Raw genomic sequence first — 22,036 nt, 5'->3', positions numbered from 1 at the left:
TACCCGTCCGTGTTCGCCTTCTCGTCCGCCGCTCCCCCGGCGCCCACCAGACCGGCGCGCGCCCCGCGGGTCGCCGTGAGCCGGGGTGCGAAGCGCCGCATCTCCCGGGCGCCGACGGTCGCGATGAGTCCCGGCAGCACCCCGCGGACGCCCTGCATGCCGCGCAGCCACCACTGTGCGTAGACCTGCGCGGAGCGCCGCTCGATGCCCGCGACCAGCCGGTCGACCGCCGGACCCAGGGGATAGGTGCGGTTGGACGGCCAGGGCAGCCGCTGCCGCAGCTCCCGCATCACCGCGTCCTCGTCGACGCCGCGCACCATGTCCGTGTCGGTCCAGCTGAGATAGCCGACACCGACCGTGACGCCCCGGTGGCCGACCTCGGCGCGCAGACAGTGCGCGAACGCCTCCACCCCGGACTTGGAGGCGCAGTACGCGGACCCCAGCGGCGCCGGGACGATCGCCGCCAGCGAGGCGATCTGGAGGAGGTACCCGCGGCTGTCCAGCAGCGCCGGCAGGAAGGCGCGGGCCGTGGTGGCGCTGCCCAGCAGGTTGACCTCGACAACCCGGTTCCAGGACCGGGCGTCGGAGTCCGCGAACGGACCGCCCTGCGCCACCCCCGCGTTGGCCACGACGATGTCGACCCGGCCGAAGCGCTCCGTCACCTCCCAGGCGACGCGCTCCATGGCCGCGGCATCGGTGACGTCCACCGGCCAGTACGCGGATTCGGTGGGCAGCCGGTCGGAGACCTGCCGCAACTCCTCGGGTTCCAGGCCGAGCAGCGCGACGCGCACGCCGCGCGCGGCGAGTTTACGGGCCAGTTGCTCGCCGACACCGCGGGCGGCACCGGTCACCACCGCGACCCGGCCCTCCAGCCTTCCCTGTGCGTTCACGCCGTCTCCTCCTCGGCCATGGCTCCGCCGGCGGTCCCCGGTACGGATGTCCCCGGTACGGATGACCCCGATACGGACGTCTTCGTCGATACGGACGTCTTCGTCGGTACGGATGCGTCCGTCGGTACGGACGTGCTCCCCGCGACGGAGGCGTTCCCCGGGAGTACGGGCCCGGCGTCGCTCCCCCGTCCCCCCGGCCCGTTCGCGGCGTCCGTCGTGCCGACGGCTCCGGGGCCCGGACCCGCCCCGGTGAGCCGTTCCCGGACCAGCTCCCGGATCGCCCCGATGACCGTCTCCGGTGCCTCCACCGGCGTCATATGGCCGATACCGGGCAGCTCGGTGAGGCCGGTGCAGTGCGGCAGCGCGGCCGCCAGCCGCCGGGCGTGCACGGGCGGGGTGAGCCGGTCGGCCGTGCCCACGATCACCGCGGCCGGGACGGCGAGCCGCGCCGCCTGCCCGTCCAGGTCCAGCTCGGCGAGGACGTGCGCCCAGCGGGCGCGGACGGTGCGCGGGCAGGCGTGCACGATCCGGGCGCAGGCGTCCACCGCGCCCGGGTCCGCGCCGGGGCCCATCGTCACGTACCGGAGCACCCGCCGGGCGAGCGGCGTGACCGGACCGAGCGGGGCGCGGGAGCCGAGCAGCGCGCGGTGCGCCCGGTACCGCACGCCCGCCCAGGGCAGCGGCAGGACGAGCGCCTCCCGCAGCAGCCGCGAACTCCCGGTACTGCACAGCAGCACCGCTGCGGCCCGCTCCTGCAACACCGGTCGGCCGGCGGCGGCCAGGAGGGTCATGCCTCCCATGGAATGCCCCACGAGCACCGCGCGCTCGCCGGGCGCCAGCGCCGCGCCGAGCACCGCCTCCAGGTCGTCGGCGAGCGCGTCCGTGCTGTACCCGTCGGGGCCGGTCGCCGGGGTGCGGCCGTGGCCGCGCTGGTCGTAGAGGATCACCCGGTGGTCGGCGGCGAGCGCCCGGACGACCGGCGCCCAGAAGGCGGTCGAACACGTCCAGCCGTGGGCGAGGACGACGGCGGGCGCGTCCTCGGGGCCGTGCACCTCGATGTGCAGCCGGGTCCCGTGGCCGGAGTCGGCGGTCAGTTCGCGCACCGGGGCGGGCGGCAGGAAGGCCGCGGCCGGGAACGTCGTGCGGGGGCTCACCGGACGCCCTCCCCCGCCCCATCGGAACCGGCCCCTCCGGAACCAGCCCCATCGAAACCAGCCCCTCCGGAACCGGCCACGGCGGTCGGCGCGGTGCCCCGGCCCGGGTCGCGCGGCGGGCGCAGCACCGCGTACTCGGCGAGGTTCACCTCCCGCGTCACCCTGCGGAACTCGGCGGTCGTCCCGGGCCACACCGTGGTGTTGCGGCCGGCCTTGTCGAGGTACCAGCTGTCGCAGCCACCGGTGTTCCACACGGTCCGCCGCATCCGCTCCTGGAGCCGCCGGTTGTAGGCGTGGACGGCGGACGGCCGGGCGTCCAGCGCCACCCGCCCGCCGAGCGTGCCGAGCCGGCCGAGGAAGTCGGTCAGATAGTTCAGCTGCGCCTCGATCATGAGGATCATCGAGCTGTTCCCGAGCCCGGTGTTGGGGCCGATGACGGTGAGGAAGTTCGGGAAGCCGGGGACGCTGGCGCCGCGCAGCGCCTGCATCCCGTCCTTCCACTCCTCGGCGAGCGTCCGGCCGTCGGCGCCGGTGATCCGCTCGGCGATCGGCAGGTCGGTGACGTGGAATCCGGTGCCGAAGACGATGGCGTCCGCCTCGGTGCGCGTGCCGTCGGCGGCGACCAGGGCCGGACCGTCGACCTCCCGCAGCCCCGAGGCGACCAGCGAGACATTGGGCCGGGCGAGTGCCGGATAGTAGTCGTTGGACAGCAGGATGCGCTTGCAGCCGATGCGGTAGTCCGGGGTGAGGGCCGCCCGCATCGCCGGATCCTTGACGGCCTTCTTCATGTGCGCCGCGGCCAGGGCCTCCAGCAGGCCGAGCCGGCCGGGGTGCCGGGTGAACGCGCCGACCTGGAGCTCCCGGATGCCCCACAACAGGGCGCGGCGCAGGGCCCCGGTGGCCGGCAGCCGGGTATGCAGCCGCTGTTCGAGCTCGGTGATCCGCCGGTCCAGGCGCGGCACCACCCAGGGCGGGGTGCGCTGGAACAGGGTGAGCTCCCCGACCACCGGCTGGATCTCGGGCACGATCTGGATCGCCGAGGCGCCGGTGCCGACCATGGCGACGCGCTTGCCGCGCAGGTCGTAACCGTGGTCCCAGCGCGCGGAGTGGAAGACCGCGCCGGGGAAGGAGTCCAGGCCCGGGATGCCGGGGACCTTGGGGTCGGAGAGCGGGCCGGTCGCGGAGACGACCACATCGGCCGTGAGCGGCCCGGACGCGGTGTCGATCTCCCAGCGCAGCGCGTCGCCGTCCCAGCGCATGGCCAGGACCTCGGAGTCGAAGCGGAGGTGCGGGCGCAGTCCGAAGGTGTCGGCGACCCGCTCCAGATACGCCCGGATGTGCGGCTGCCCGGAGAAGCTCCGCGGCCACTGCGGATCCGGGGCGAACGAGAACGAGTAGAGGTGCGAGGGGACGTCGCACGCGCAGCCCGGGTAGGTGTTGTCCCGCCAGGTGCCACCGACCGCGCCGGCCCGCTCCAGGACCGTGAAGTCGGTGATCCCGGCTCTGCGCAGCCGGACGGCGGCCCCCAGACCGCCGAAGCCCGATCCGATCACCGCGACTCGGACATGTGTGTGCTCGTCCTTCGGTCCGGCCATGACCGCCGCCTCCCGACGTCCGGAAACGATCGCGCCACCAATCACTGGCGTGATCGGGAGCGTAAGGCAGGAACGTACTGAGGGGTAGGGGTCCGGCGAGGGAAGTTACCGCCGGTTGCCCGGGGCCCCACCGCGCTCGCTCGGTCACGGTCACGTCGGTGTGGTCGGGGTGGCCGGAGACCATTGCCGGCCTCCGGCCACCCGACCACTTTGACGCGGACCGTATGCCACGGGCACGGGGCCCGCCCCTGCCGGCCGTGTTCGCCATCGCTTTCGTCGGCCCACTGGCTCTACGTCCGAGCCACCGGGAAGCTGGGATTCCGAGCAGGCGAGTGCTGCAATGGCTTGCCAACTACCGTGCGCTGAGCGAATGTTGCGCAGTTCCCACTGAATGGGAGGATGTGTATGGCCGACGGGGTCCATCCCGCCAGACGCTCGCCCGGCACGCCGGAACCTCCGTTACCCGGCACCGCGTCGACCCGCCAGCCTGTACCGGACACCACCCACCGGCCGGACCAGCCCCCGGAACCGGCACCGGCCCCACCGCCTGAACCCACACCGGCACCGGCCCCTGAACCCACACCTACGCCACCCCCGGGCGCGCCGTCTCCCCCGGCCCGGCCGAGCCGTCTCCGCGCTCAGGCCGCCCGTGTCCGGGCCCTGGATCCGGCCAACAAGATCGCGCTGGGAGGGCTGGTCCTGGCCGCTCTGGCTTTCGTGGCGCCCTCGCTCGGCTCCGCGTACCACCGCGTCTTCGCTCAAGAGCCGGTGCTGGTCGAGGCCGAACAGCTGAACGGGTACTGCACGAGCACCTGGTCCACTCTCCCCGGCAACGACGATCTGCTGCCCCGACTGCCCGATGCCGACAAGCGGGAAATCGTGCGCTGGGAGCGCGAGCAGCGGATCGTTCAGCGGCAGACACTGCGGGTTCTCATCAGTCTGCGCGGCAACACCGACAAGGCGGCGCAGCTGCGTGACGTCACGGTCACCGTCGTTCGCCGTGATCCGCTGCCCAAGGGGGTGCGCCCCGACGTCAGGACGCTGGGATGCGGGATCGGCGAGGAACCTCGAGCGGCGGGCGTCAACCTCGATCGGCTCGCGGTCGGGCGGCCCGTCTCGCTCAGCGCGCTGCATGGGAAACCGGGGCAGCGCCCCGCGGCCAAGGAGGCACTGGACTGGGGCAAACCCGTGTCCCTGCCGCACTCCCTGAACAGCGGGGAGATCTACTCCCTCTTCCTCCTGGGCCGAACCGAAAGCTACGACGTCAGATGGAAGGCCACCTTGACCTGGTGGGACGGCGAGAAGACGGAGTCGGTCGAACTGGACAACGGCGGCCGGCCCTTCCACGTGATGGCCGACCCCGGCGGTGCCCGGTGAGCGACCGGCTCCGGATGACCGCTGTGGCCGCGGTCGTCGCCGTCGTTCACCTTGTCGGCGCTCTTCCCGCGCAGATCCACTGGGCGGAAGCGGCGGGGACCTTATCGTCCTGGGAGGCCCTGAGGAGGGCGACGGTATCGCCCGTGTGGCGGGTCAACGAACAAACCGGCGTTGCGGGCTGGCTGCTGGAAGGACTCTGGCTGGCACTGTTTCTGACGGTCCTGCTGTCCGTCACACGTACCCTCGTCGCCCGGATGGGACCGCCCCTACGGTCCGGGGCACGGCAGGCCGTTGTACTGCCGCTGGTCGCTCCGGTCGCCGCGATGCTGGCCCTGCTGATCAGCAGGCTCCCGGACTTCCTGCTCGACCAGGAGCCGGCGGGGCTCTGGCAGCGCGCCGTGAACTACGACCCGGAGCTTCCACGTCTCCTGGAAGACACCTACGTCACCGCCCCGCATGCCCTCCTCCTCGGTGCCGCTGCCGCCGCAACCGGGCTGATGTGTGCTCTGCCCGCCCGGATGCGGTCCGCAGGATTCCCCCGGTCGTCCAGGCGGCGGGTGCTGCTCCTGCTGTCGGGGCTGCGCGGCCCGCTGCGCACACTCTGGCCACGGATCGGCGAAACAGTCCTGGCCACCGCAACAGCCACCGCATGCGAACGTCTCCTCGCCCTGCCCGCCGTTTCCGGGGCCGCAGCCCGCGTCCTCGACCCCCTCTGCCAGGTGAGCTGCGGAGATGCCGTGGCATCCACCGTGCTGCCGCGACCGGATACCAGTTCATCGCCGACCACGGTCCAGGCGCTCGTGACGGTCGTTCACCTCGAACCGATGGGGCACTTCTGGTTCACCTGTGCCTTTGCTCTCACGTTCTTCGTCCTGCGTGCGCACCCCTCATTCCGCGCCGCACCGCTACGGCCGGCCACCCTGTTCGTACTGTTCTGGACCGCCTACGCGGCCGGCCGGCTCGGCAGTCACCTGTACTTGACCGCGTCCCTGATCAGCATGTCGGTACCGCAGGGCGCCGTCCCCGGAAAATTGATCCGGTCCTTGCTGCTGACACCGGAACCGCTGCGCGACGCGCTGTTCGGTGCCCCGGGAACCGCTGCGCTGGTGACGGCGGCGGTAACGCTGATCAGAGTCGTACGCCACCGCTCTGCCGCGCGACATCGCTCGCCGCTTCCCACGCCCTCCGCCGAGCAGAACGAAGGCGTGGCCCCGAAGCCGTAGCAACTGCTCCCTCGGCGCTGTTCCGGAGCACCTGCGGTGGTCGCGGCGCCGCCGGCCCATCACCGGGAGGCATAGGCTGCCGGTGTGGCCGAGACAGAGGAAGCACGGAGCCCGCAGGACCGGCGGCCGGGGAGCCACTCCCCGACCACGGCACCCGGTCGGCGTGACGCGACGGGCCCGTCCGGCCACCCCGGCGGAACCACCGGCGGACCACCACCGGCGCGGGAACCCTCCCTCGGGAACGGCCCGCCGGACCGCCACGACGCCCCCGGGGCCCACTCCCCCGCCGGGGGGCCGCCGACCGAGTACCGGACGGCGGAGCTGGCCGCGGAGGCCGGCATCACCGTCCGCACCCTGCGCTTCTACCGCGAGCGGAAGCTGCTGCCCGCGCCGCGCCGGGAGGGCAGGATCGCCTGGTACAACGAGCATCACCTCGCCCGGCTCCGGACCATCGGCGCCCTCCTCGACCGCGGCCACACCCTGGGCGGTATCGCCGAACTGCTCACGGCCTTCGAGAACGGCCGGGACGTCGGCGAACTCCTCGGCCTGGAGAACGCCATCGGCGCCACCTGGTCCGACGAGACACCGGTCCGCCTCACCCCGGAGGCGCTCGCCGACTACTTCGCCGACCACGTCACCGCCGAGAACCTCGCCGCGGCACTCGACCTCGGCTATCTGACCGTCGACGGGGACGAACTCGTCCACGTCAGCCGGCGTCTGCTGGACGCCTCCAGCATGCTGGTCGACCGGGGCATCCCCCTCGCAGCCGTCCTCGCCGCGGCCCGCGCCGTCCGGACCCACACCGACGCCCTGGCCGAGCTGTTCACCTCCCTCGTCCGCACCCATGTGCTGACGGACGTCCTCGCCCGGGCGGCGGCGGGCGAACCGCCGGGCGCCGAGGAGACGGCGGAGATCGCGGCAACCGTCGAACGGCTGCGCCCCCTGGCGAAGGGCGTCGTCGACGCGGAGCTCTCCATGGCCATGGACCGCAGGATCCGGGCCGAGCTGGACGCCTGGCTGAAGGAGCTCCCGGGACAGCACGGCGGCTGAACCGGACGGGTACGGGGCCGTGGCGGACACGACAGGCACGGCGGGCACGGCGGCCGAACCGGGCCGGTACGGGGACCGCGGCGGGCACGGCGGCCGGGCCGAGCACGACAGCGGCCGAGCGACGATGGCCGTGCCGAGTGGGAAAAGCCATGCGGCGGCCGTCACCCGCCCCGGGCAGCGCTGCCGAAGGGATCCGGCACCTCCGCCGCGCTACGCCCCGCGCGGGCGCACACTGGTGACATGTGCCGCAGTATCAAGACGCTCCGCCCGCCCGCGATGGAGCACGTCGACGACGAGGACATCAGGGCGGCCGCATTGCAGTACGTCCGCAAGGTCTCGGGGTTCCGCGCCCCCGCCGCCCACAACCAGGCCGTCTTCGACCGGGCCGTGGACGCCGTCGCCGGAGCCACCGAGCAGCTCCTCGCCGAGCTGGAGATCCGCGGCTCCGGAGGCCGCCGGCCGACCCGGACGGACGCAACCGCCTAGGAACGGCCCGCCGCACCGAACCGACGCGTCGGCCAGGAACGGCCGGCTTGCGCAGCCTGGGCCCGGCGCCGCACGGCTCCTCCCACTCGTCCGCGCGAGGCAGCCGGGCCGTCCCCTGCGCGCCGGCGACCGGGCCGACCGTTCAGGCCTCGCCCGTGGGCACCCGTCGGCCCGCCCGTCCACCGCACCGGCCGTGCATCAGGTTCTGCCGACCGGCTTCGCCCCGCTCAGGCCCGTCAGGCCCGGTCAGCCCCGCAGCCGCGGCGCGGCCGGCGGAACGGGGCCGCCCTCCGGCGCCGCGGCCAGCTCGTCCGCGTACTGCCGCGCCCAGCCGGCCAGCCCGCCCACGTCGATCCCGTACGGCGGATGCTCCCTGGCGGGAGCGACGGCCTCAGCGGCCCGCCGGAGCAGGGACACGGCGCCGCGCCGGTTGCCGCGCGCGGCATGGGTGATGCCGACGGCGAGCTGCGCCAGCCCTTTCCACATCGCCCGTTCGGGCCCCGCCGCCGACTTCCAGGCGTCCTCGAGGACCTCGTGCGCATGGAACGGCATACCGGCGTCGAGCAGCCGCTGGGCCTCGGCGAGCGACTCCCCCGGAGCCCGCACCACACCCTCCGGCTGCCGTTCGACGCCCTCCACCCCGTAGGGCAGCGGCCGTCCCAGACCGTCGCGCGGGCGCGCGTTACGGGCGCGCCCCTCCTCGTCACGGTCTCGCGCCGCGGAGGCCCGCCCGACGTCCTCCGCCGCTGTACCGGTGTCCCGGGTGCCGTCGTCGCTCACAGCTCGATTGTCCTCCGCCCCGGGGCCGGGCTCAGTGCCCGGTCCCGTACGCCACCGTCACCGGGGCGTGGTCCGACCAGCGCAGGTCATAGCTGGCGGCGCGCTCGACGACCGCCTTGACCGCGCGGTCCGCCAGGCCCCGCGTCGCCATGTGGTAGTCGATCCGCCAGCCGCTGTCGTTGTCGAACGCCTTCCCCCGGTACGACCACCACGAGTACGGGCCCGCCACGTCCGGGTGCAGCCGCCGCACCACATCCGTGTACTCGCCCTCCTCGAGGACCCGGGTCAGCCACTCGCGCTCCTCCGGCAGGAAGCCGGCGTTCTTCCTGTTGCCCTTCCAGTTCTTCAGGTCGGCCTCCTGGTGCGCGATGTTCCAGTCGCCGCAGACCAGCACCTCGCGCCCGTCGGCCGCCGCCCGCTCCCGGAGCCCCTTCAGATACGGCAGGAACTCGCCCATGAAGCGCTCCTTCTCCTCCTGCCGCTCCGTGCCGACCTCGCCCGAGGGCAGATAGAGGCTGGCGACCGTGACGCCGGGCAGGTCGATCTCCGCGTACCGGCCGCTGCCGTCGAACTCGGTCGAGCCGAAGCCGATCCGCACCCCCTCCGGCTCGCGCCGCGAGTAGAGCGACACCCCGGCCCGGCCCTTGGCCGCCGCCGGAGCGTGGACCGTGTGCCAGCCGTCGGGCTCCCGCACCTGCGCGGAGAGCTGGTCCGGCTCGGCCCGCACCTCCTGGAGGCAGACCACATCGGCGGAGGTCGCCGCCAGCCACTCCTGGAATCCCTTCCGGGCGGCGGCGCGGAGCCCGTTCACATTCACGGTCGTCACAGTGAGCATCCCGGCACGATACCGACCACCGCGCGGCACCCCCGGACACGCCCCGCACAACCGTACGATTGCCCCCATGCAGATCCACCCGGTCCGCTACGACCACCCCGACGCCGTGCGGCTCAACGCCGAGGTGCAGCTGGAGTACGCCGAGCGCTACGGCGACGGCGACCTCACCCCGATGGATCCGTCACAGTTCGATCCGCCGCGGGGGCTGTACCTCGTGGTGTACGACGACGAGGGCCGGCCGGTCGCGTCCGGCGGCTGGCGGGCCCAGGAGGGGAGCGCCGAGGGCTACGCGGACGGCGATGCCGAGATCAAGCGGATGTTCGTGGTGCGCGACGCCCGCGGGCGGGGGCTGGCCCGCCGGGTCCTGGCCGCGCTGGAGGACAGCGCCCGGCAGGCGGGCCGGCGGCGCATGGTCCTGGAGACCGGCACCAAGCAGCCCGAGGCCATCGCCCTCTACACGTCCAGCGGCTACGCCCCCGCGGTACCGAAGTTCGGCATCTACCGCCACGAGTCCCTGAGCCGCTGCTTCGCCAAGCCGCTCGGCACCCCGGCCGCCTCCGGCCAGGCGCTTCCGCCGGAGCCCTCCGCCCGGACCGCCCCGGACCGGTGAGCTCCGCCGGGCACCACGAGCCCGGCACGTCCTCACGCCACCGGTACCGGCACCGGCACCGGCACCGGCCTGCCGGATCGCCCGCCGGTGGCCTGCTCGCCCTCGGCCGCCTCCCCGAACCCCCGACAGGGCCTGCCCGACCCCCGGCTCAGCGCCCCACCCCCGGCCCCGGCGCCATCGCCTGCGGCTCGGTCAGCGCCGGCGTGCCCACCGGCCACAGCTGCTGACCGCGGTACTCCTCCAGCAGCCGCAGCCAGACCTCGCTCATCGTGGGGAAGGCCGGGACCGCGTGCCACAGCCGGTCCACCGGCACCTCGCCGACCACCGCGACCGTCGCCGAGTGCAGCAGCTCCCCCACCCCGGGGCCCACGAAGGTCACCCCGACCAGATGTCCCCGGTCGAGGTCGACCAGCATCCTGGCCCGCCCCCGGTAGCCGTCCTCGTACAGCGAGGCGCCCGCGACCTGCCCCAGCTCGTAGTCGACGACCCGCACCCGGCGGCCCTGCCGCTCGGCCTCGGCCGCCGTCAGCCCGACCGCGGCCACCTCCGGCGTGCTGAACACCACCTGCGGCACGGCCGCCCGGTCCGTGGTCGCCACATGCGCACCCCACGGGTCCCGCTCCAGGACGGGCACGCGCTGCGCCCGGGTGGCGATGACCGCGCCCGCCACCCTCGCCTGGTACTTCCCCTGGTGGGTGAGGAGGGCGCGGTGGTTGACGTCACCCGCCGCGTACAGCCAGTCGCCCGGCACCCCGGTCACCCGGCACGAGTCGTCCACCTCGATCCATCCCCCGGGCGACAGACCGACCGTCTCCAGCCCGAGGCCGTCGGTGCGCGGGGCCCGTCCGGTGGCGAACAGCACCTCGTCGACGGCGATCTCCCGGCCGTTGTCCATCAGCACCGTCACCGGCCCGCCGGGCGCCTCGCGCCGCACGCCGGTCGCCGACACCCCGATGAGCATCTCCACCCCGGCGCGGGCGAGCCCCTCGGTGACCATCCCGCCCGCGAAGGGCTCCATCCGCTCCAGCAGTCCGCCGCCCCGGACGAGCATCGTGACCTGCGATCCGAGCGCCTGCCAGGCGGTGGCCATCTCCACGCCGACCACGCCGCCGCCCACGATCGCCAGCCGCCCCGGCACCTTCTGCGCGCTGGTGGCCTCCCGGCTGGTCCACGGACGGGCCTCGGCCACCCCCGGCAGCTCGGGGACCACGGCCCGGCTGCCGGTGCACACGGCGACCGCGTGCCGCGCCCGCAGCAGCCGCAGGCCCCCGTCGGGCGTCCGCACCACGACACGGCGCGGGCCGTCGAGCCGGCCGCTGCCCCGGACGATCTCGGCGCCCTCGGAGCCCAGCCAGGCCACCTGGCCGTCGTCCTTCCAGTCGGAGGTGAACCCGTTCCGGCGGGCCAGCACCGCGGCCGCGTCCGGGCCGCCGTTCACCGCCTGCCGGGCGCCCTCGACGGCCCGCGCCCCGGCGAGCGCGGCGACCGGGCGCAGCAGCGCCTTGCTGGGGATACAGGCCCAGTACGAGCACTCGCCGCCGATCAGCTCGCGCTCCACGACGGCGGTGGACAGCCCCGCGGCCCGCACCCGCTCGGCGAGCACCTCCCCCGTCGGCCCGGCGCCCAGCACCACGACGTCGTACTCGTCCTCCCGCTCGTAACTCCGGGGTGCCTCCACGCTGGGGCTCATGCGCGCCGCCTCTCGGTCGGGGATGCCGGTGGGGTGCTGCGGCCATCCTTCCGCGCTGCCGCAAAGTCGGCCACATGAACCACCGGAATACGGACAGGCTCCCCCTCGTTCCCCCCAACGGGGACACCCGCCGACGTCATCCGGAAGCAGGTAAGGAAACCATGAGCACGGTCGAGCTGACCAAGGAAAACTTCGACGAGATCGTCTCCGCGAACAACTTCGTGCTGATCGACTTCTGGGCCACCTGGTGCGGCCCGTGCAAGCAGTTCGCGCCGGTCTACGAGGAGGCAGCCGAGCGCCACTCGGACCTGGTCTTCGGCAAGATCGACACGGAGGCCCAGCCCGAACTGGCCGCGGCCTTCGACATCAAGTCGATCCCCACGCTGATGATCGTGCGGGAGAACGTCGCGGTCTTCGCACAGCCGGGCGCCCTGCCCGAGGCCGCGCTGGAGGACGTCATCGGACAGGCCCGCAACCTGGACATGGCGGAGGTGCACAAGTCCGTCGCCGAACAGCAGGCCGCCGCCGAGCAGCAGGGCGCGACCGCCGCGGCGAGCGAGGAGCCCTCGGCCTGACCCCCGCGGCAGTCCTCCCGGACCCCCGTGGCGGGTGACGCGGGTCACCCCCCATCGAAGGCCCCGGCCCCGGCCGGGGCCTTCGGCACACCCGCCCGGCCGCACTCCGGACCGGCCACCGCCCGGCACCCGGCCGCCCCGCGGACACGCCTCGGGGACCGGCCCCTCAACAACCCTGCGCAGTCGCCCCGGTGGCCTTCCGTCGCCGCATCGAGGTCGCCCACTCCACGAAGCGGGCTCCGGCGCCGGGCAGATGGGCCCCGCCGCGGCGAGCGGCCTGCGACGCAGCCGCCGTTCAGCCGGTTGTCAGGTCCTGCTCCGCCCAGATGGTCTTGCCCTGCCGGGCGTGCCGGGTGCCCCAGCGCTGGGTGAGCTGCGCGACCAGGAGGAGCCCCCGCCCGCCCTCGTCGAAGACGCGGGCCCGGCGCAGATGCGGGGCGGTGTCGCGGGAGTCGGAGACCTCGCAGATGAGGCTGCGGTTGTGGATCAGACGCAGCTGGATGGGCGGCTCCCCGTAGCGGATGGCGTTGGTGACCAGTTCGCTGACCACCAGCTCGGTGGTGAACACGGCGTCGTGCAGCCCCCAGGCCGTCAGTTGCTCGGTCACGTCGCGGCGGGTCCGGGCGACCACGGCAGGATCGGAGGGCACGTCCCAGCTGGCGACCTGGTCGGCCCCCAGCGTGTGGGTGCGGGCGACCAGCAGCGCGATGTCGTCGTCGGGCCGGGCCGGGAGCAATGCGTCGAGGACGTTGTCGCAGACCGCCTCCACGGACGCGGCGGGCCGGGCGAGGGTGCTGCACAGCAGCTCGAGCTGCTCGTCGGGATCAAGGCCGCGGGTCTCGATGAGCCCGTCGGTGAAGAGGGCCAGCAGGCTGCCTTCGGGCAGCTCCACCTCGACGGCCTCGAAGGGCAGCCCGCCCAGCCCGAGGGGCGGCCCGGGCGGCATGTCGAGCACGTGAGCACGGCCGTCCGGGGTGACCACGGCAGGCGTCGGATGGCCGGCGCGGGCCAGTGAGCACTGCCGGGCGACCGGGTCGTAGACGGCGTACAGGCAGGTGGCGCCGACGTCACCGGGAGCGGCGAGACGGGACCCGTCGGCTTCGACACCGGAATCGGTGGCGGGTTCGGCGGCCAGCCGGAGCACGATGTCATCGAAGTGGGTGAGCAGTTCGTCCGGCGGCAGATCCATGTCGGCCAGGGTGCGGACCGCCGTCCGCAGCCGGCCCATGGTGACCGACGCCTGGACCCCGTGGCCGACGACATCGCCGACGACCAGGGCGACCCGGGCGCCGGAGAGCGGGATGACGTCGAACCAGTCGCCGCCCACCCCGGCCTGTGCGGGGAGGTAACGGTAGGCCGCGTCCAGGGCACTCTGGTCGGGCAGGCCCTGGGGCAGCAGGCTGCGCTGCAGGGCGACCGCCATGTGGTGTTCCCTCGTGTAGCGCCGGGCGTTGTCGATGCAGACCGCCGCGCGGGCGCAGAGTTCCTCGGCCAGGGCCAGGTCGTCGTCCTCGAACGGTGCGGTCGGTTCCGAGCGCCAGAAGTTGGCCACACCGGCGACGAGGCCGCGGGCGTACAACGGGGCGGCGATGAGGGAGTGGATGCCGTAGTCGAGGACCCGGCGGGCGCGTTCGGGGTCCTGGGCCTGCCATCCGGGAGCCGTGCGCAGGTCCGGTTCGAGCCGTGCACCTCCCGCCGTCATCCCTCTGGCCTGGGGCGTCGAGGGCCGGAAGTCGATCCGTTCACCGGTGGGATAGAGCGGATGGTCGTCACGGATGCCGACGGTGGCGGTGCGCCGCAGCGTCGTCAGCGTGCTGTGCGGCTCCTCGCCGCGCAGCACCGGCTCGGCCAGGTCGACGGTGACGAAGTCGGCGAACCGCGGCACCGCCGCCTCCGCCAGCTCCTGGGCGGTCCGGGTCATGTCCAGGGTCGAGCCGATGCGGACGCTGCCCTCGTACATGACGTTCAGCCGGGTCCGGGCCGCCTCCGTCCTCCCCGACAGGGCGTGCAGTTCGGTGGAGTCGCGGAGGGTGGCGACGCTGCCCCGGGGGCCGCCCTGCCCTCCGGTGGGGCGCTGGTTGACGGCGAGCAGCCGGTCCCCCGCCGAGTGCAGCTCGTCGCTGGCCGGGCGGCCCGAGACCAGCAGGGCGGCGGTGCGCGGGGCGAGGCCGAGGGCGTCGACGGGCCGGCCCTCGGCATCGGCGGGGAGGTCGAGCAGGCGCCGGGCCTCGTCGTTGGCGAGCAGCAGCCGACGGTCCTCGTCGATGATCAGGACGCCTTCCCGGACGGAGTGCAGCACCGCGTCATGGTGCTCGTAGTGCCGGGTGATCTCGGCCGGGCCCAGGCCGTGCGTCTGCCGCAGCAGCCGGCGGCTGAGCACCGCCGCCCCGCCCGCGGTGACGGCCATCGCGGCGGCCGCGGTGACCAGGACCACCGGCACCTTCCGGTTGAGGGTGGCGCTGACGCTCTTGGTGGTGATCCCGGCGACGACCGCGCCGATCACCTGGCCCTGCGCATCCCTGACGGGCACCGCGGCCCGGACCTGGGGGCCGAGTGTGCCCCTGGTCGTCTCCGTCTTCGTCTGCCCGGCCATCACCGTCGAGAGGTCGGCGCTGAAGTGTTTGCCGATCCGGTCCGGCCTGGGGTGCGTGTAGCGGATGCCGTCCCGGTTCACGACCACGACGAAATCGATCCCGGACCCCACCCTGATCGCCTCGGCCCGGGGCTGGAGCACCGCCGTGGGATCCCGGGACCGCATGGCCGCCTCGATCCCCGGCGCCTGGGCGACGGATTCGGCCACGCTCAGTGAACGCTGCTCGGCCTCGTGTGTGCCGGCGTGCTGGGCGTCGATGACGAGGGCGAAGGCGGCGCCGACGCAGAGCAGCACGATGACCGCCAACTGCAACAGAAACATCTGGCCGACGACGCTGTGCACGTTCAGCACGGAGCGGGAGCCCCTGCGCCCGCCGCGACCGGATCTCCGCGGTTGTGCGGCCACCATGCCCTTTCTCTCCTCTCCTCACCGTCGCTGAGGGAAGGCGATGTGTCGCCGGGGAAGGCGACCGGGCCCTGCCCGCCGGGCGGTCCCCGGGCCCTGCCGACGGTCCGGACCACGGCCGAGCCGACCGGGAAGAACGGCCCCACGGCGCCCGGCTGTCAGGGAACGTGCCGGCTCGGACGACGGCCGCTCCCGGGTAGTGACGCCCCATGACGCACTTTCAGGAGTGCCGTCTCCGCGGCACACCCTGCGCGACCGGTGCCGCCTTTACGTCAAGCGTAGGACCTCGGGCGGAGCCCAGCGCTCCGGCGCCGGGACGCTGTACCGGCGCCCTGCCGGTCCCCGCCCGCGGCCCCGGTGTGCTCCGCAGGGCACCATGCGGACACCACGGCGAACAGCCCCTGGAAACGCCGAGATCCCGTCCGATCGGATCGGACGGGATCTCGTGAACTCTTCCTGAGCGAACTCAAGAACAGTCTTGCTGTGGACCTGAGGGGAATTGAACCCCTGACCCCCTCGATGCGAACGAGGTGCGCTACCGGACTGCGCCACAGGCCCTTGCAACGGGTGAAACTCTAGCACCCTCCTCGGGGTGCTCGGAAATCGCTTCCCGTGCTGGTGGGCCCGCCCGGTGCGCGCCCGGGCGGCCCCTGCCGTCACTCGTTGGCCGCGCGCGGCCGGTCCTCGTCGGCGTACTGGTCGAAGAGCGGGGTGCGGCCGCGCTCGCGGGCCCGGCGGCCGGCGGGCCGGCGGGTGGCCGGAGCGGGCTCCGGAACCGGGGCGGGCTCGGCGGGCGGGGCCTCCGCGACCGGCTCGGCGACGCTGGACCGCGCGGAACTCCAGGCGTCCGGGGCGTCGAGGTCCACCCCGCCGGTGGCCCGCGGGGCGACCGGCGCGGTGACGTACGTCGGCAGCGGCACCGGCACCGGGTCCCAGCTGTCGCCCTCGGAACTGCGCCGCTGCTGGTCGACCCACTCCGCGTGGTCGGTCTGCTCGACCAGCGCCCGGCGGCCCGCGGTGTGCGGCGAGGTGCTCTCCGGCGCGGCGACCGGCTCCGCGGGACCGTCCTCCGCCGGCGGCTCCACCTCGGCGTGCTCGGGCCGTGCGGCGATCCGCGACCGGTGCTCGCGCAGCCGCTGGGCGGCGGCCTCGGCGCGGCGCCGGTCCATGGTGAAGGTGAAGCGGCGGCGCTCCTGGGCCCGCAGGTGGGCGATGTAGAGGCTGAGCAGTATCGCGGGCAGGGCCGGGGCCCAGAGGAAGGCGATTCCGCCGACCGCGGCGACCACGGATCCGCCGGTGAAGGCGAGGAAGAGCGCCATCGTGGTGCGGCGCCGGCGGGCCAGGACCTTCGAACGGCGGGCGCGTTGCGCGGCGGACGGCGTCGGGTGGGCAGCGGGCCGCGCCGGGCGCTCGGTGCGGCCGGTGCCCGTGGCGGCGCGGTCCGCCCGCCCGGTCCCGGTGTCGACGCGCACCGGCGCCGGCTCGGGCGCGGACACGGCGAAGGCCCGGACGTCGACCGAGTCGGTCACGACGTCCGGGGCGGTCGCGCCCCGGTCCGGTCCCGCGGAACCGTCTCCGTCCCCGGAGGCGTCCGCGTCACCGGAGGAACGCTCCTCCAGACCCTTGGCGTAACGGCGCTCCATCCCCGCCCGTCCGGACAGCAGCCGGATGGCGGTGCTGAAGCGTTCCGTCGGACGGGCTTCGTTCAGCTCGTCCTGCCTACGGAGCCACATCGGCACCAAGTAGGCGGCCCAGGCCCCGACGATGACTGCGTAAATGAGGCCACTGCTGCTCACATCTCACACGGTAGAGGGGTCCGCATGAGGCCATCTGCCAATTGGCGCGGTGTGTCGCACGATCTGGCTGATATCCCGAACTTTTTTTGTGATTGTTGAGAGAGCTGGACCGCATAACCGGTCAACTCGCTCTGGAATTCGAACACTTATTTTATTTGTGAGCCGACCCAGGTCGGACGCGGTGCCAGCGGGCCAGCATCCCTTCCGGCACCTCCTCCGCCGTCAGGGCGAAGACCAGATGATCGCGCCAGGCCCCGTCGATATGGAGATAGCGGGGCCGCAATCCCTCCTCGCGGAATCCGAGTTTCTCGACGACCCGGCGGCTCGGGGCGTTCTCGGGGCGGATGCACACCTCGATGCGGTGCAGCCCCACGGCGCGGAAGCAGTGGTCCACGGCGAGCGCGACCGCCGTCGGCATCACGCCGCGGCCCGCCACCGCCTCGTCGACCCAGTACCCGATGTGGCCCGAGCACATCGAACCCCAGGTGATGCCGGCCACCGTGAGCTGGCCGACCAGCTCTCCCCGGTACTCGATGACGAACGGCAGCATCCGGCCGGCGTGCGCCTCGGCCCGCAGGTGGCGCACCATCTGCCGGAAGGTGGGGCGGTGGGTGACCGGGCCGCTGGGCGAGGGGGGCGGGACGGTCGCCTCCCAGGGGCGCAGCCAGTCACGGTTGCGCCGGTTGACCTCCCGCCACGCCCGCTGGTCGCGCAGCTTTATGGGGCGAAGGGCGATGTCACCGTCCGCCAGTCCGACCGGCCAGGGGGCGTTCAGGTCGTACTCCCCGTGGATCTGGGGTGGTCGCCGCCGCGGATCTGGTCGACGGCGTGGACGAGCAGGCGGCCCAGCACGGCGAGGCCGTCGCGGACGCCTCCGGTGGACCCGGGGAGGCTGACGATCAGGGTGGTCCCCGCGACGCCGGCGGGACCCCGGGAGAGCGCGGCGGTGGGCACCTTCGCCAGGCCCTCGGCGCGGATCGCCTCGGGGATGCCGGGGATCTCGTGGTCGAGGACCCGGCGGACCATCTCCGGGGTGCGGTCGGTGGGCGAGATACCGGTGCCCCCGGTGGTGAGCACCACGTCGTATCCGGCGGCGACGGCCTCGCGCAGCACGGCTTCGACCGGTTCGCCGTCGGGCACCACGCGGGGGCCGTCGGTCCGGAAGCCCATCGCGGCCAGGCCCTCGACCAGCAGCGGGCCGCCCCGGTCGGCGTAGACACCGGCGGCGGCGCGGTTGGACACGGTGACGGCCAGGGCGCGGTACTCCCGCTCCGGTCTCTCCCCGGTCGGGCCGCCGGGCCGGGTCCGCGGCGCGTGGTGGGCGGCGTGCTCCGGGCTCATGCCTCGTCCCCCGCCTCCGCGGGGCGCCGCCAGTCGCCGGACTTGCCGCCGGTCTTCTCCAGGACGCGGACGTCGGCGATGGCCGCGGCCTTGTCGACGGCCTTCACCATGTCGATCACGGTGAGGGCGGCGACCGTCACCGCGGTCAGGGCCTCCATCTCGACGCCGGTGCGGTCGGTCGTGCGGACCGTGGCCTCGATCTCGACGGCGTCGTCGGCCACCGCGAGGTCGACCTTCACCCCGGAGACGGCGAGCGGGTGGCAGAGCGGGATGAGGTCGGGGGTGCGCTTGGCGCCCATGATCCCGGCGATCCGCGCGGTGGCGAGGGCGTCGCCCTTGGGCACCCCCGCCCCGCGCAACAGCTCGACGACGCGCGGCGCGACGAGCACCCGGCCCGCCGCCCGCGCGGTGCGCGCCGTGACGTCCTTCCCGGAGACGTCGACCATCCGGGCCGCGCCCGTGTCGTCGAGGTGGGTGAGGTGGTGCTCGGCGCTGCTCATCGTTCTCCCGGTCCGGTCCTGTGGGCAGACACCGTACCGGCAGGAACGGCGTCTCAGCCGAGGAGGATCACGTCGACCAGGGATTCCGACGCCACGGAGGTGACGTCCTCGGGCACCACGATCAGCGCGTTGGCATGGGCCAGGGCCTTCACGAGGTGGGAGCCGGCGCCGCCCACAGGGGTGACCTCCCCTTCGGAGTACCACCCGCGGAGGAACTGACGCTTCCCCTTCGGTGAGGAGCCGATCTCCTCCCGGCACACCGCCCGCACCGTCTCCCGGCCGCGGGCCTCCAGGCCCATGAGGGCGCGGATGGCGGGGCGGGCGAAGATCTCGAACGACACGTAGGAGCTGACCGGGTTGCCGGGGAGGGCGAGCAGCGGGGTGCGGTCGGGGCCGATGCGGCCGAAGCCCTGGGGCTTGCCCGGCTGCATGGCGAGCCGGCGGAAGTCGACGTGGCCCTCCTCGCCCTCGAACTGCGAGAGCGCCTCCTTGACCACGTCGTACGCGCCCACGCTGACGCCACCGCTGGTGACGATGATGTCCGCGCGGATGAGCTGGTCCTCGATGGTGGCGCGCAGCGTGTCGGGGTCGTCGGCGACGGCGCCGACCCGGTACGCGATGGCTCCGGCGTCCCGGGCGGCCGCGGTGAGCGCGAAGCTGTTGGAGTCGTGGATCCGGCCCTGGCCCAACTCCTCGCCGGGCTGGACGAGTTCGCTGCCGGTCGACAGCACGACGACGCGGGGCCGCGGCCGGACCCGGACGCTGGCGCGGCCGATGGCGGCGAGCAGCCCGATCTGCGGCGGCCCGAGGACGGTGCCCGCCGCGAGGGCGAGCTCGCCGGCGGCGACGTCGCTGCCGCGGGCGCGGATGTGCGCTCCGGCCTGGGCGGCGCGGTACACGGCCACCTCGCCGGTGGCGCCCTCCGGGGCCCGACCCGCGGCGCGCATCCCGGCGACCGGGCCCGCGCCGGTGCCGCCGTCGGTCCACTCCACGGGGACGACGGCCTCCGCGCCGGGCGGCAGGGGCGCGCCGGTCATGATGCGGGCGGCCTGGCCCGCCCGGACCGTGAGCGGCTCGCCGCGGCCGGCCGCCACGTCACCGATGACGGTGAGGACGGCCGGGTACTCCTCCGAGGCACCGGAGACATCGGCGGTCCGCACCGCGTAGCCGTCCATCGAGCTGTTGTCGAAGGGCGGCAGGGCGGCGGGGACCGTGACGTCCTCGACGAGAATGCAGCCCTGGGCGTCCAGGAGTTGCAGCTCGATGGGGTCCAGCGGGCGGACGTGCCGCACGATGTCGTCGAGGTGCTCCGAGACGGTCCAGACCCGGTCGTCGTCCTGGACCGGTGCCGCCGCGCCGGACTCCTCCGGGGACGTGTCCCCGAGCCCGGCCGACGCGGCGGCGTGTTCAGCGGTGTCGCTCACCGTGCTCCATCTCCTCCGTGACGTAACTGCGAAGCCAGGTCCGGAAGTCCGGTCCCAGGTCTTCACGTTCGCACGCGAGTCGGACAATGGCACGCAGATAGTCGCCACGGTCGCCGGTGTCGTAGCGGCGGCCCCGGAAGACCACGCCGTGCACGGGCCCGCCGAGGGTCGGCGTCTCGGCGAGGGTGCGCAGGGCGTCGGTCAGTTGGATCTCGCCGCCGCGGCCGGGCTCGGTCTTGCGGAGCACCTCGAAGACGGCGGGGTCGAGCACGTACCGGCCGATGATGGCGTAGTTGCTGGGCGCCTCCGCCGGGTCGGGCTTCTCGACGAGGTCGGTGACCTGGACGACGTCGCCCTCGGAGGTGGCCCGGACGGCGGCGCAGCCGTAGAGGTGGATCTGCGCCGGGTCGACCTCCATGAGGGCGACGACGCTGCCGCCGTGCTGCTCCTGGACGTCGATCATCCTGGCGAGCAGCGGGTCACGGGGGTCGATCAGGTCGTCACCGAGGAGGACGGCGAAGGGCTGCTCGCCGACGTGCGGCGCGGCGCAGAGCACGGCGTGGCCGAGACCCTTGGGGTCGCCCTGCCGGACGTAGTGCATGGTCGCGAGGTCACTGGACTCCTGGACCCGGGCGAGGCGGGACTCGTCGCCCTTGCGGCGCAGCGCTTCCTCGAGCTCGTAGTTGCGGTCGAAGTGGTCCTCGAGCGGGCGCTTGTTACGACCGGTGACCATGAGGACGTCCCCGAGACCCGCGTCCACGGCCTCCTCGACGACGTACTGGATCGCAGGCTTGTCGACGACGGGCAGCATTTCCTTGGGCGTGGCCTTGGTGGCCGGCAGGAAACGGGTGCCGAGTCCGGCGGCGGGAATGACAGCCTTGCTGATCCGGGAGCGCGCTTCAGTCATGCGGAGAACCATAACCGGTACGTATGAGCGGAAGATGAGGCTCCACTTATTACATTCCCGTAGGAGAGGTTTGTGCGCGTGGACAGTGGCGGCCAGGTTACGAAGGCGGAGTTGCGGCGGCGCCTCCTGTCGGTGAGGGCCGGGTTTCCGGCGGATGACGTCCCGGCGACGGCGGCGCTCCTCGCCCGGCACGCCCTGGAACTCCCCGAGCTCGCGGGAGCACGCACCGTCGCCGCGTACGTCTCGGTGGGCCGCGAGCCCGGGACCCGAGCGCTGCTGGACGCGCTGCGCGAGCGGGGCGTGCGGGTGCTGCTGCCGGTGCTCCTGCCCGACAACGACCTCGACTGGGGCGCGTACGCGGGAGCGGACCGGCTGGTGAAGGCCGGGCGGGGGCTGCTGGAGCCGGCCGGGGAGCGGCTGGGGCCGGATGCGGTCACCGGCGCGGACGCCGTACTGCTGCCGGGCCTCGCGGTGGACGGCCGGGGCCTGCGGCTGGGGCGCGGGGGCGGCAGTTACGACCGGGTACTGGAGCGGCTGGCCGCGTCCGGGGCCGACCCGGCCCTGGTGGTGCTGCTGTACGACGGCGAGCTGCTGGACGCGGTGCCGGCCGAGGAGCACGACCGCCCGGTGCACGCGGCGGTGACACCGTCCGGGGTGCACCGGTTCGGCCCCGGGGAGCGGCGCACGGCGGGGCCGTAGCCCGGGCCGGCCGGCGGAAGCGGAACCGCTCCGGCGGAACGGCCGGAGCCGGAGACGACGCCGTCCCGGCCCCGGCCGCGCGGGGCGGCCGGGAACCGGGACGGAG

20 protein-coding genes and 1 tRNA gene are annotated in these 22,036 nt (G+C 73.9%); 7 read left to right on the top strand and 14 right to left on the bottom strand.

What is annotated here, in order from left to right; all coding sequences use genetic code 11:
- The 3 genes from AC3EQ1_RS19190 to AC3EQ1_RS19180 all read right to left on the bottom strand — a co-directional run.
- A partial coding sequence (locus tag AC3EQ1_RS19190; RefSeq protein WP_432095540.1) for an SDR family oxidoreductase occupies nucleotides 1–890 on the bottom strand: 890 nt, incomplete at its 3' end.
- Entirely contained in the window at nucleotides 887–2,044 is a 1,158-nt protein-coding gene (locus AC3EQ1_RS19185) for an alpha/beta fold hydrolase (RefSeq protein ID WP_432095539.1), read from the bottom strand. The genes AC3EQ1_RS19185 and AC3EQ1_RS19190, both read right to left, overlap by 4 nt.
- Nucleotides 2,041–3,639: a flavin-containing monooxygenase gene (locus AC3EQ1_RS19180; protein ID WP_432095538.1), complete on the bottom strand. Its 1,599-nt coding sequence runs from the start codon at nucleotides 3,637–3,639 to the stop codon at nucleotides 2,041–2,043. Before AC3EQ1_RS19180 ends, AC3EQ1_RS19185 begins: the two co-directional genes overlap by 4 nt.
- Nucleotides 3,640–4,356: 717 nt before the next feature.
- Here AC3EQ1_RS19180 and AC3EQ1_RS19175 point away from each other — a divergent pair.
- From AC3EQ1_RS19175 to AC3EQ1_RS19160, 4 genes are all read left to right on the top strand, one after another.
- A complete protein-coding gene (locus AC3EQ1_RS19175) occupies nucleotides 4,357–5,016 on the top strand; it encodes a hypothetical protein (protein ID WP_432095537.1) in 660 nt (219 codons plus the stop codon).
- A complete protein-coding gene (locus AC3EQ1_RS19170) occupies nucleotides 5,013–6,239 on the top strand; it encodes a hypothetical protein (RefSeq protein ID WP_432095536.1) in 1,227 nt (408 codons plus the stop codon). Before AC3EQ1_RS19175 ends, AC3EQ1_RS19170 begins: the two co-directional genes overlap by 4 nt.
- A 321-nt stretch (nucleotides 6,240–6,560) precedes the next feature.
- The gene (locus AC3EQ1_RS19165; RefSeq protein WP_432095546.1) at nucleotides 6,561–7,289 is read left to right on the top strand and encodes a MerR family transcriptional regulator; all 729 of its coding nucleotides are present in this window, start codon (nucleotides 6,561–6,563) and stop codon (nucleotides 7,287–7,289) included.
- Nucleotides 7,290–7,529: 240 nt separating this feature from the next.
- Nucleotides 7,530–7,775, top strand: a complete 246-nt coding sequence (locus tag AC3EQ1_RS19160; RefSeq protein WP_432095535.1) for a DUF2277 domain-containing protein — start codon at nucleotides 7,530–7,532, stop codon at nucleotides 7,773–7,775.
- A gap of 246 nt (nucleotides 7,776–8,021) precedes the next feature.
- Here the strand turns inward: AC3EQ1_RS19160 and AC3EQ1_RS19155 are convergent, their stop codons facing one another.
- Together AC3EQ1_RS19155 and AC3EQ1_RS19150 are read right to left on the bottom strand one after the other, a co-directional pair.
- Nucleotides 8,022–8,555: a DUF309 domain-containing protein gene (locus AC3EQ1_RS19155; RefSeq protein ID WP_432095534.1), complete on the bottom strand. Its 534-nt coding sequence runs from the start codon at nucleotides 8,553–8,555 to the stop codon at nucleotides 8,022–8,024.
- Nucleotides 8,556–8,586: 31 nt separating this feature from the next.
- Nucleotides 8,587–9,390, bottom strand: coding sequence for an exodeoxyribonuclease III (locus AC3EQ1_RS19150; protein ID WP_432095533.1), 804 nt, complete (start codon nucleotides 9,388–9,390; stop codon nucleotides 8,587–8,589).
- A gap of 67 nt (nucleotides 9,391–9,457) precedes the next feature.
- Here AC3EQ1_RS19150 and AC3EQ1_RS19145 point away from each other — a divergent pair, with 67 nt between their 5' ends.
- The gene (locus AC3EQ1_RS19145) at nucleotides 9,458–10,000 is read left to right on the top strand and encodes a GNAT family N-acetyltransferase (RefSeq protein ID WP_432095532.1); all 543 of its coding nucleotides are present in this window, start codon (nucleotides 9,458–9,460) and stop codon (nucleotides 9,998–10,000) included.
- A 148-nt stretch (nucleotides 10,001–10,148) separates the two neighbouring features.
- Here AC3EQ1_RS19145 and AC3EQ1_RS19140 read toward each other — a convergent pair whose 3' ends face one another.
- Nucleotides 10,149–11,690, bottom strand: a complete 1,542-nt coding sequence (locus tag AC3EQ1_RS19140; protein ID WP_432095531.1) for a dihydrolipoyl dehydrogenase family protein — start codon at nucleotides 11,688–11,690, stop codon at nucleotides 10,149–10,151.
- 161 nt (nucleotides 11,691–11,851) lie between these two features.
- Between AC3EQ1_RS19140 and trxA the strand changes: the two genes are divergently transcribed.
- Nucleotides 11,852–12,265 (top strand): thioredoxin, encoded by a 414-nt coding sequence (trxA, locus tag AC3EQ1_RS19135; protein ID WP_432095530.1) that lies wholly within the window; start codon nucleotides 11,852–11,854, stop codon nucleotides 12,263–12,265.
- A 295-nt stretch (nucleotides 12,266–12,560) separates the two neighbouring features.
- Here trxA and AC3EQ1_RS19130 read toward each other — a convergent pair whose 3' ends face one another.
- The 8 genes from AC3EQ1_RS19130 to galU form a co-directional block, all read right to left on the bottom strand.
- On the bottom strand, nucleotides 12,561–15,266 hold the full coding sequence (locus AC3EQ1_RS19130; protein WP_432095529.1) for a SpoIIE family protein phosphatase: 2,706 nt from the start codon (nucleotides 15,264–15,266) through the stop codon (nucleotides 12,561–12,563).
- A gap of 481 nt (nucleotides 15,267–15,747) precedes the next feature.
- Nucleotides 15,748–15,821: transfer RNA gene (locus AC3EQ1_RS19125), tRNA-Ala, on the bottom strand.
- Between the two features lie 98 nt (nucleotides 15,822–15,919).
- Nucleotides 15,920–17,059: a divisome protein SepX/GlpR gene (gene sepX, locus AC3EQ1_RS19120; protein WP_432095528.1), complete on the bottom strand. Its 1,140-nt coding sequence runs from the start codon at nucleotides 17,057–17,059 to the stop codon at nucleotides 15,920–15,922.
- 151 nt (nucleotides 17,060–17,210) lie between these two features.
- Nucleotides 17,211–17,834: a GNAT family N-acetyltransferase gene (locus AC3EQ1_RS19115; RefSeq protein WP_432095545.1), complete on the bottom strand. Its 624-nt coding sequence runs from the start codon at nucleotides 17,832–17,834 to the stop codon at nucleotides 17,211–17,213.
- On the bottom strand, nucleotides 17,831–18,400 hold the full coding sequence (locus AC3EQ1_RS19110) for a MogA/MoaB family molybdenum cofactor biosynthesis protein (protein WP_432095527.1): 570 nt from the start codon (nucleotides 18,398–18,400) through the stop codon (nucleotides 17,831–17,833). Before AC3EQ1_RS19110 ends, AC3EQ1_RS19115 begins: the two co-directional genes overlap by 4 nt.
- Nucleotides 18,397–18,900, bottom strand: coding sequence for a cyclic pyranopterin monophosphate synthase MoaC (gene moaC, locus AC3EQ1_RS19105; protein ID WP_388859780.1), 504 nt, complete (start codon nucleotides 18,898–18,900; stop codon nucleotides 18,397–18,399). Before moaC ends, AC3EQ1_RS19110 begins: the two co-directional genes overlap by 4 nt.
- Nucleotides 18,901–18,953: 53 nt before the next feature.
- Nucleotides 18,954–20,324 (bottom strand): molybdotransferase-like divisome protein Glp, encoded by a 1,371-nt coding sequence (glp, locus tag AC3EQ1_RS19100; protein ID WP_432095526.1) that lies wholly within the window; start codon nucleotides 20,322–20,324, stop codon nucleotides 18,954–18,956.
- Nucleotides 20,308–21,231, bottom strand: coding sequence for a UTP--glucose-1-phosphate uridylyltransferase GalU (gene galU / locus AC3EQ1_RS19095; protein WP_432095525.1), 924 nt, complete (start codon nucleotides 21,229–21,231; stop codon nucleotides 20,308–20,310). The genes glp and galU overlap by 17 nt, the downstream gene beginning before the upstream one ends.
- Nucleotides 21,232–21,303: 72 nt before the next feature.
- Here galU and AC3EQ1_RS19090 point away from each other — a divergent pair, with 72 nt between their 5' ends.
- On the top strand, nucleotides 21,304–21,930 hold the full coding sequence (locus AC3EQ1_RS19090) for a 5-formyltetrahydrofolate cyclo-ligase (protein ID WP_432095524.1): 627 nt from the start codon (nucleotides 21,304–21,306) through the stop codon (nucleotides 21,928–21,930).
- Nucleotides 21,931–22,036: the final 106 nt, after the last annotated feature.

Source organism: Streptomyces sp. bgisy100 (assembly GCF_057709105.1).
This window is presented reverse-complemented; position numbering and strand designations above follow the sequence as displayed.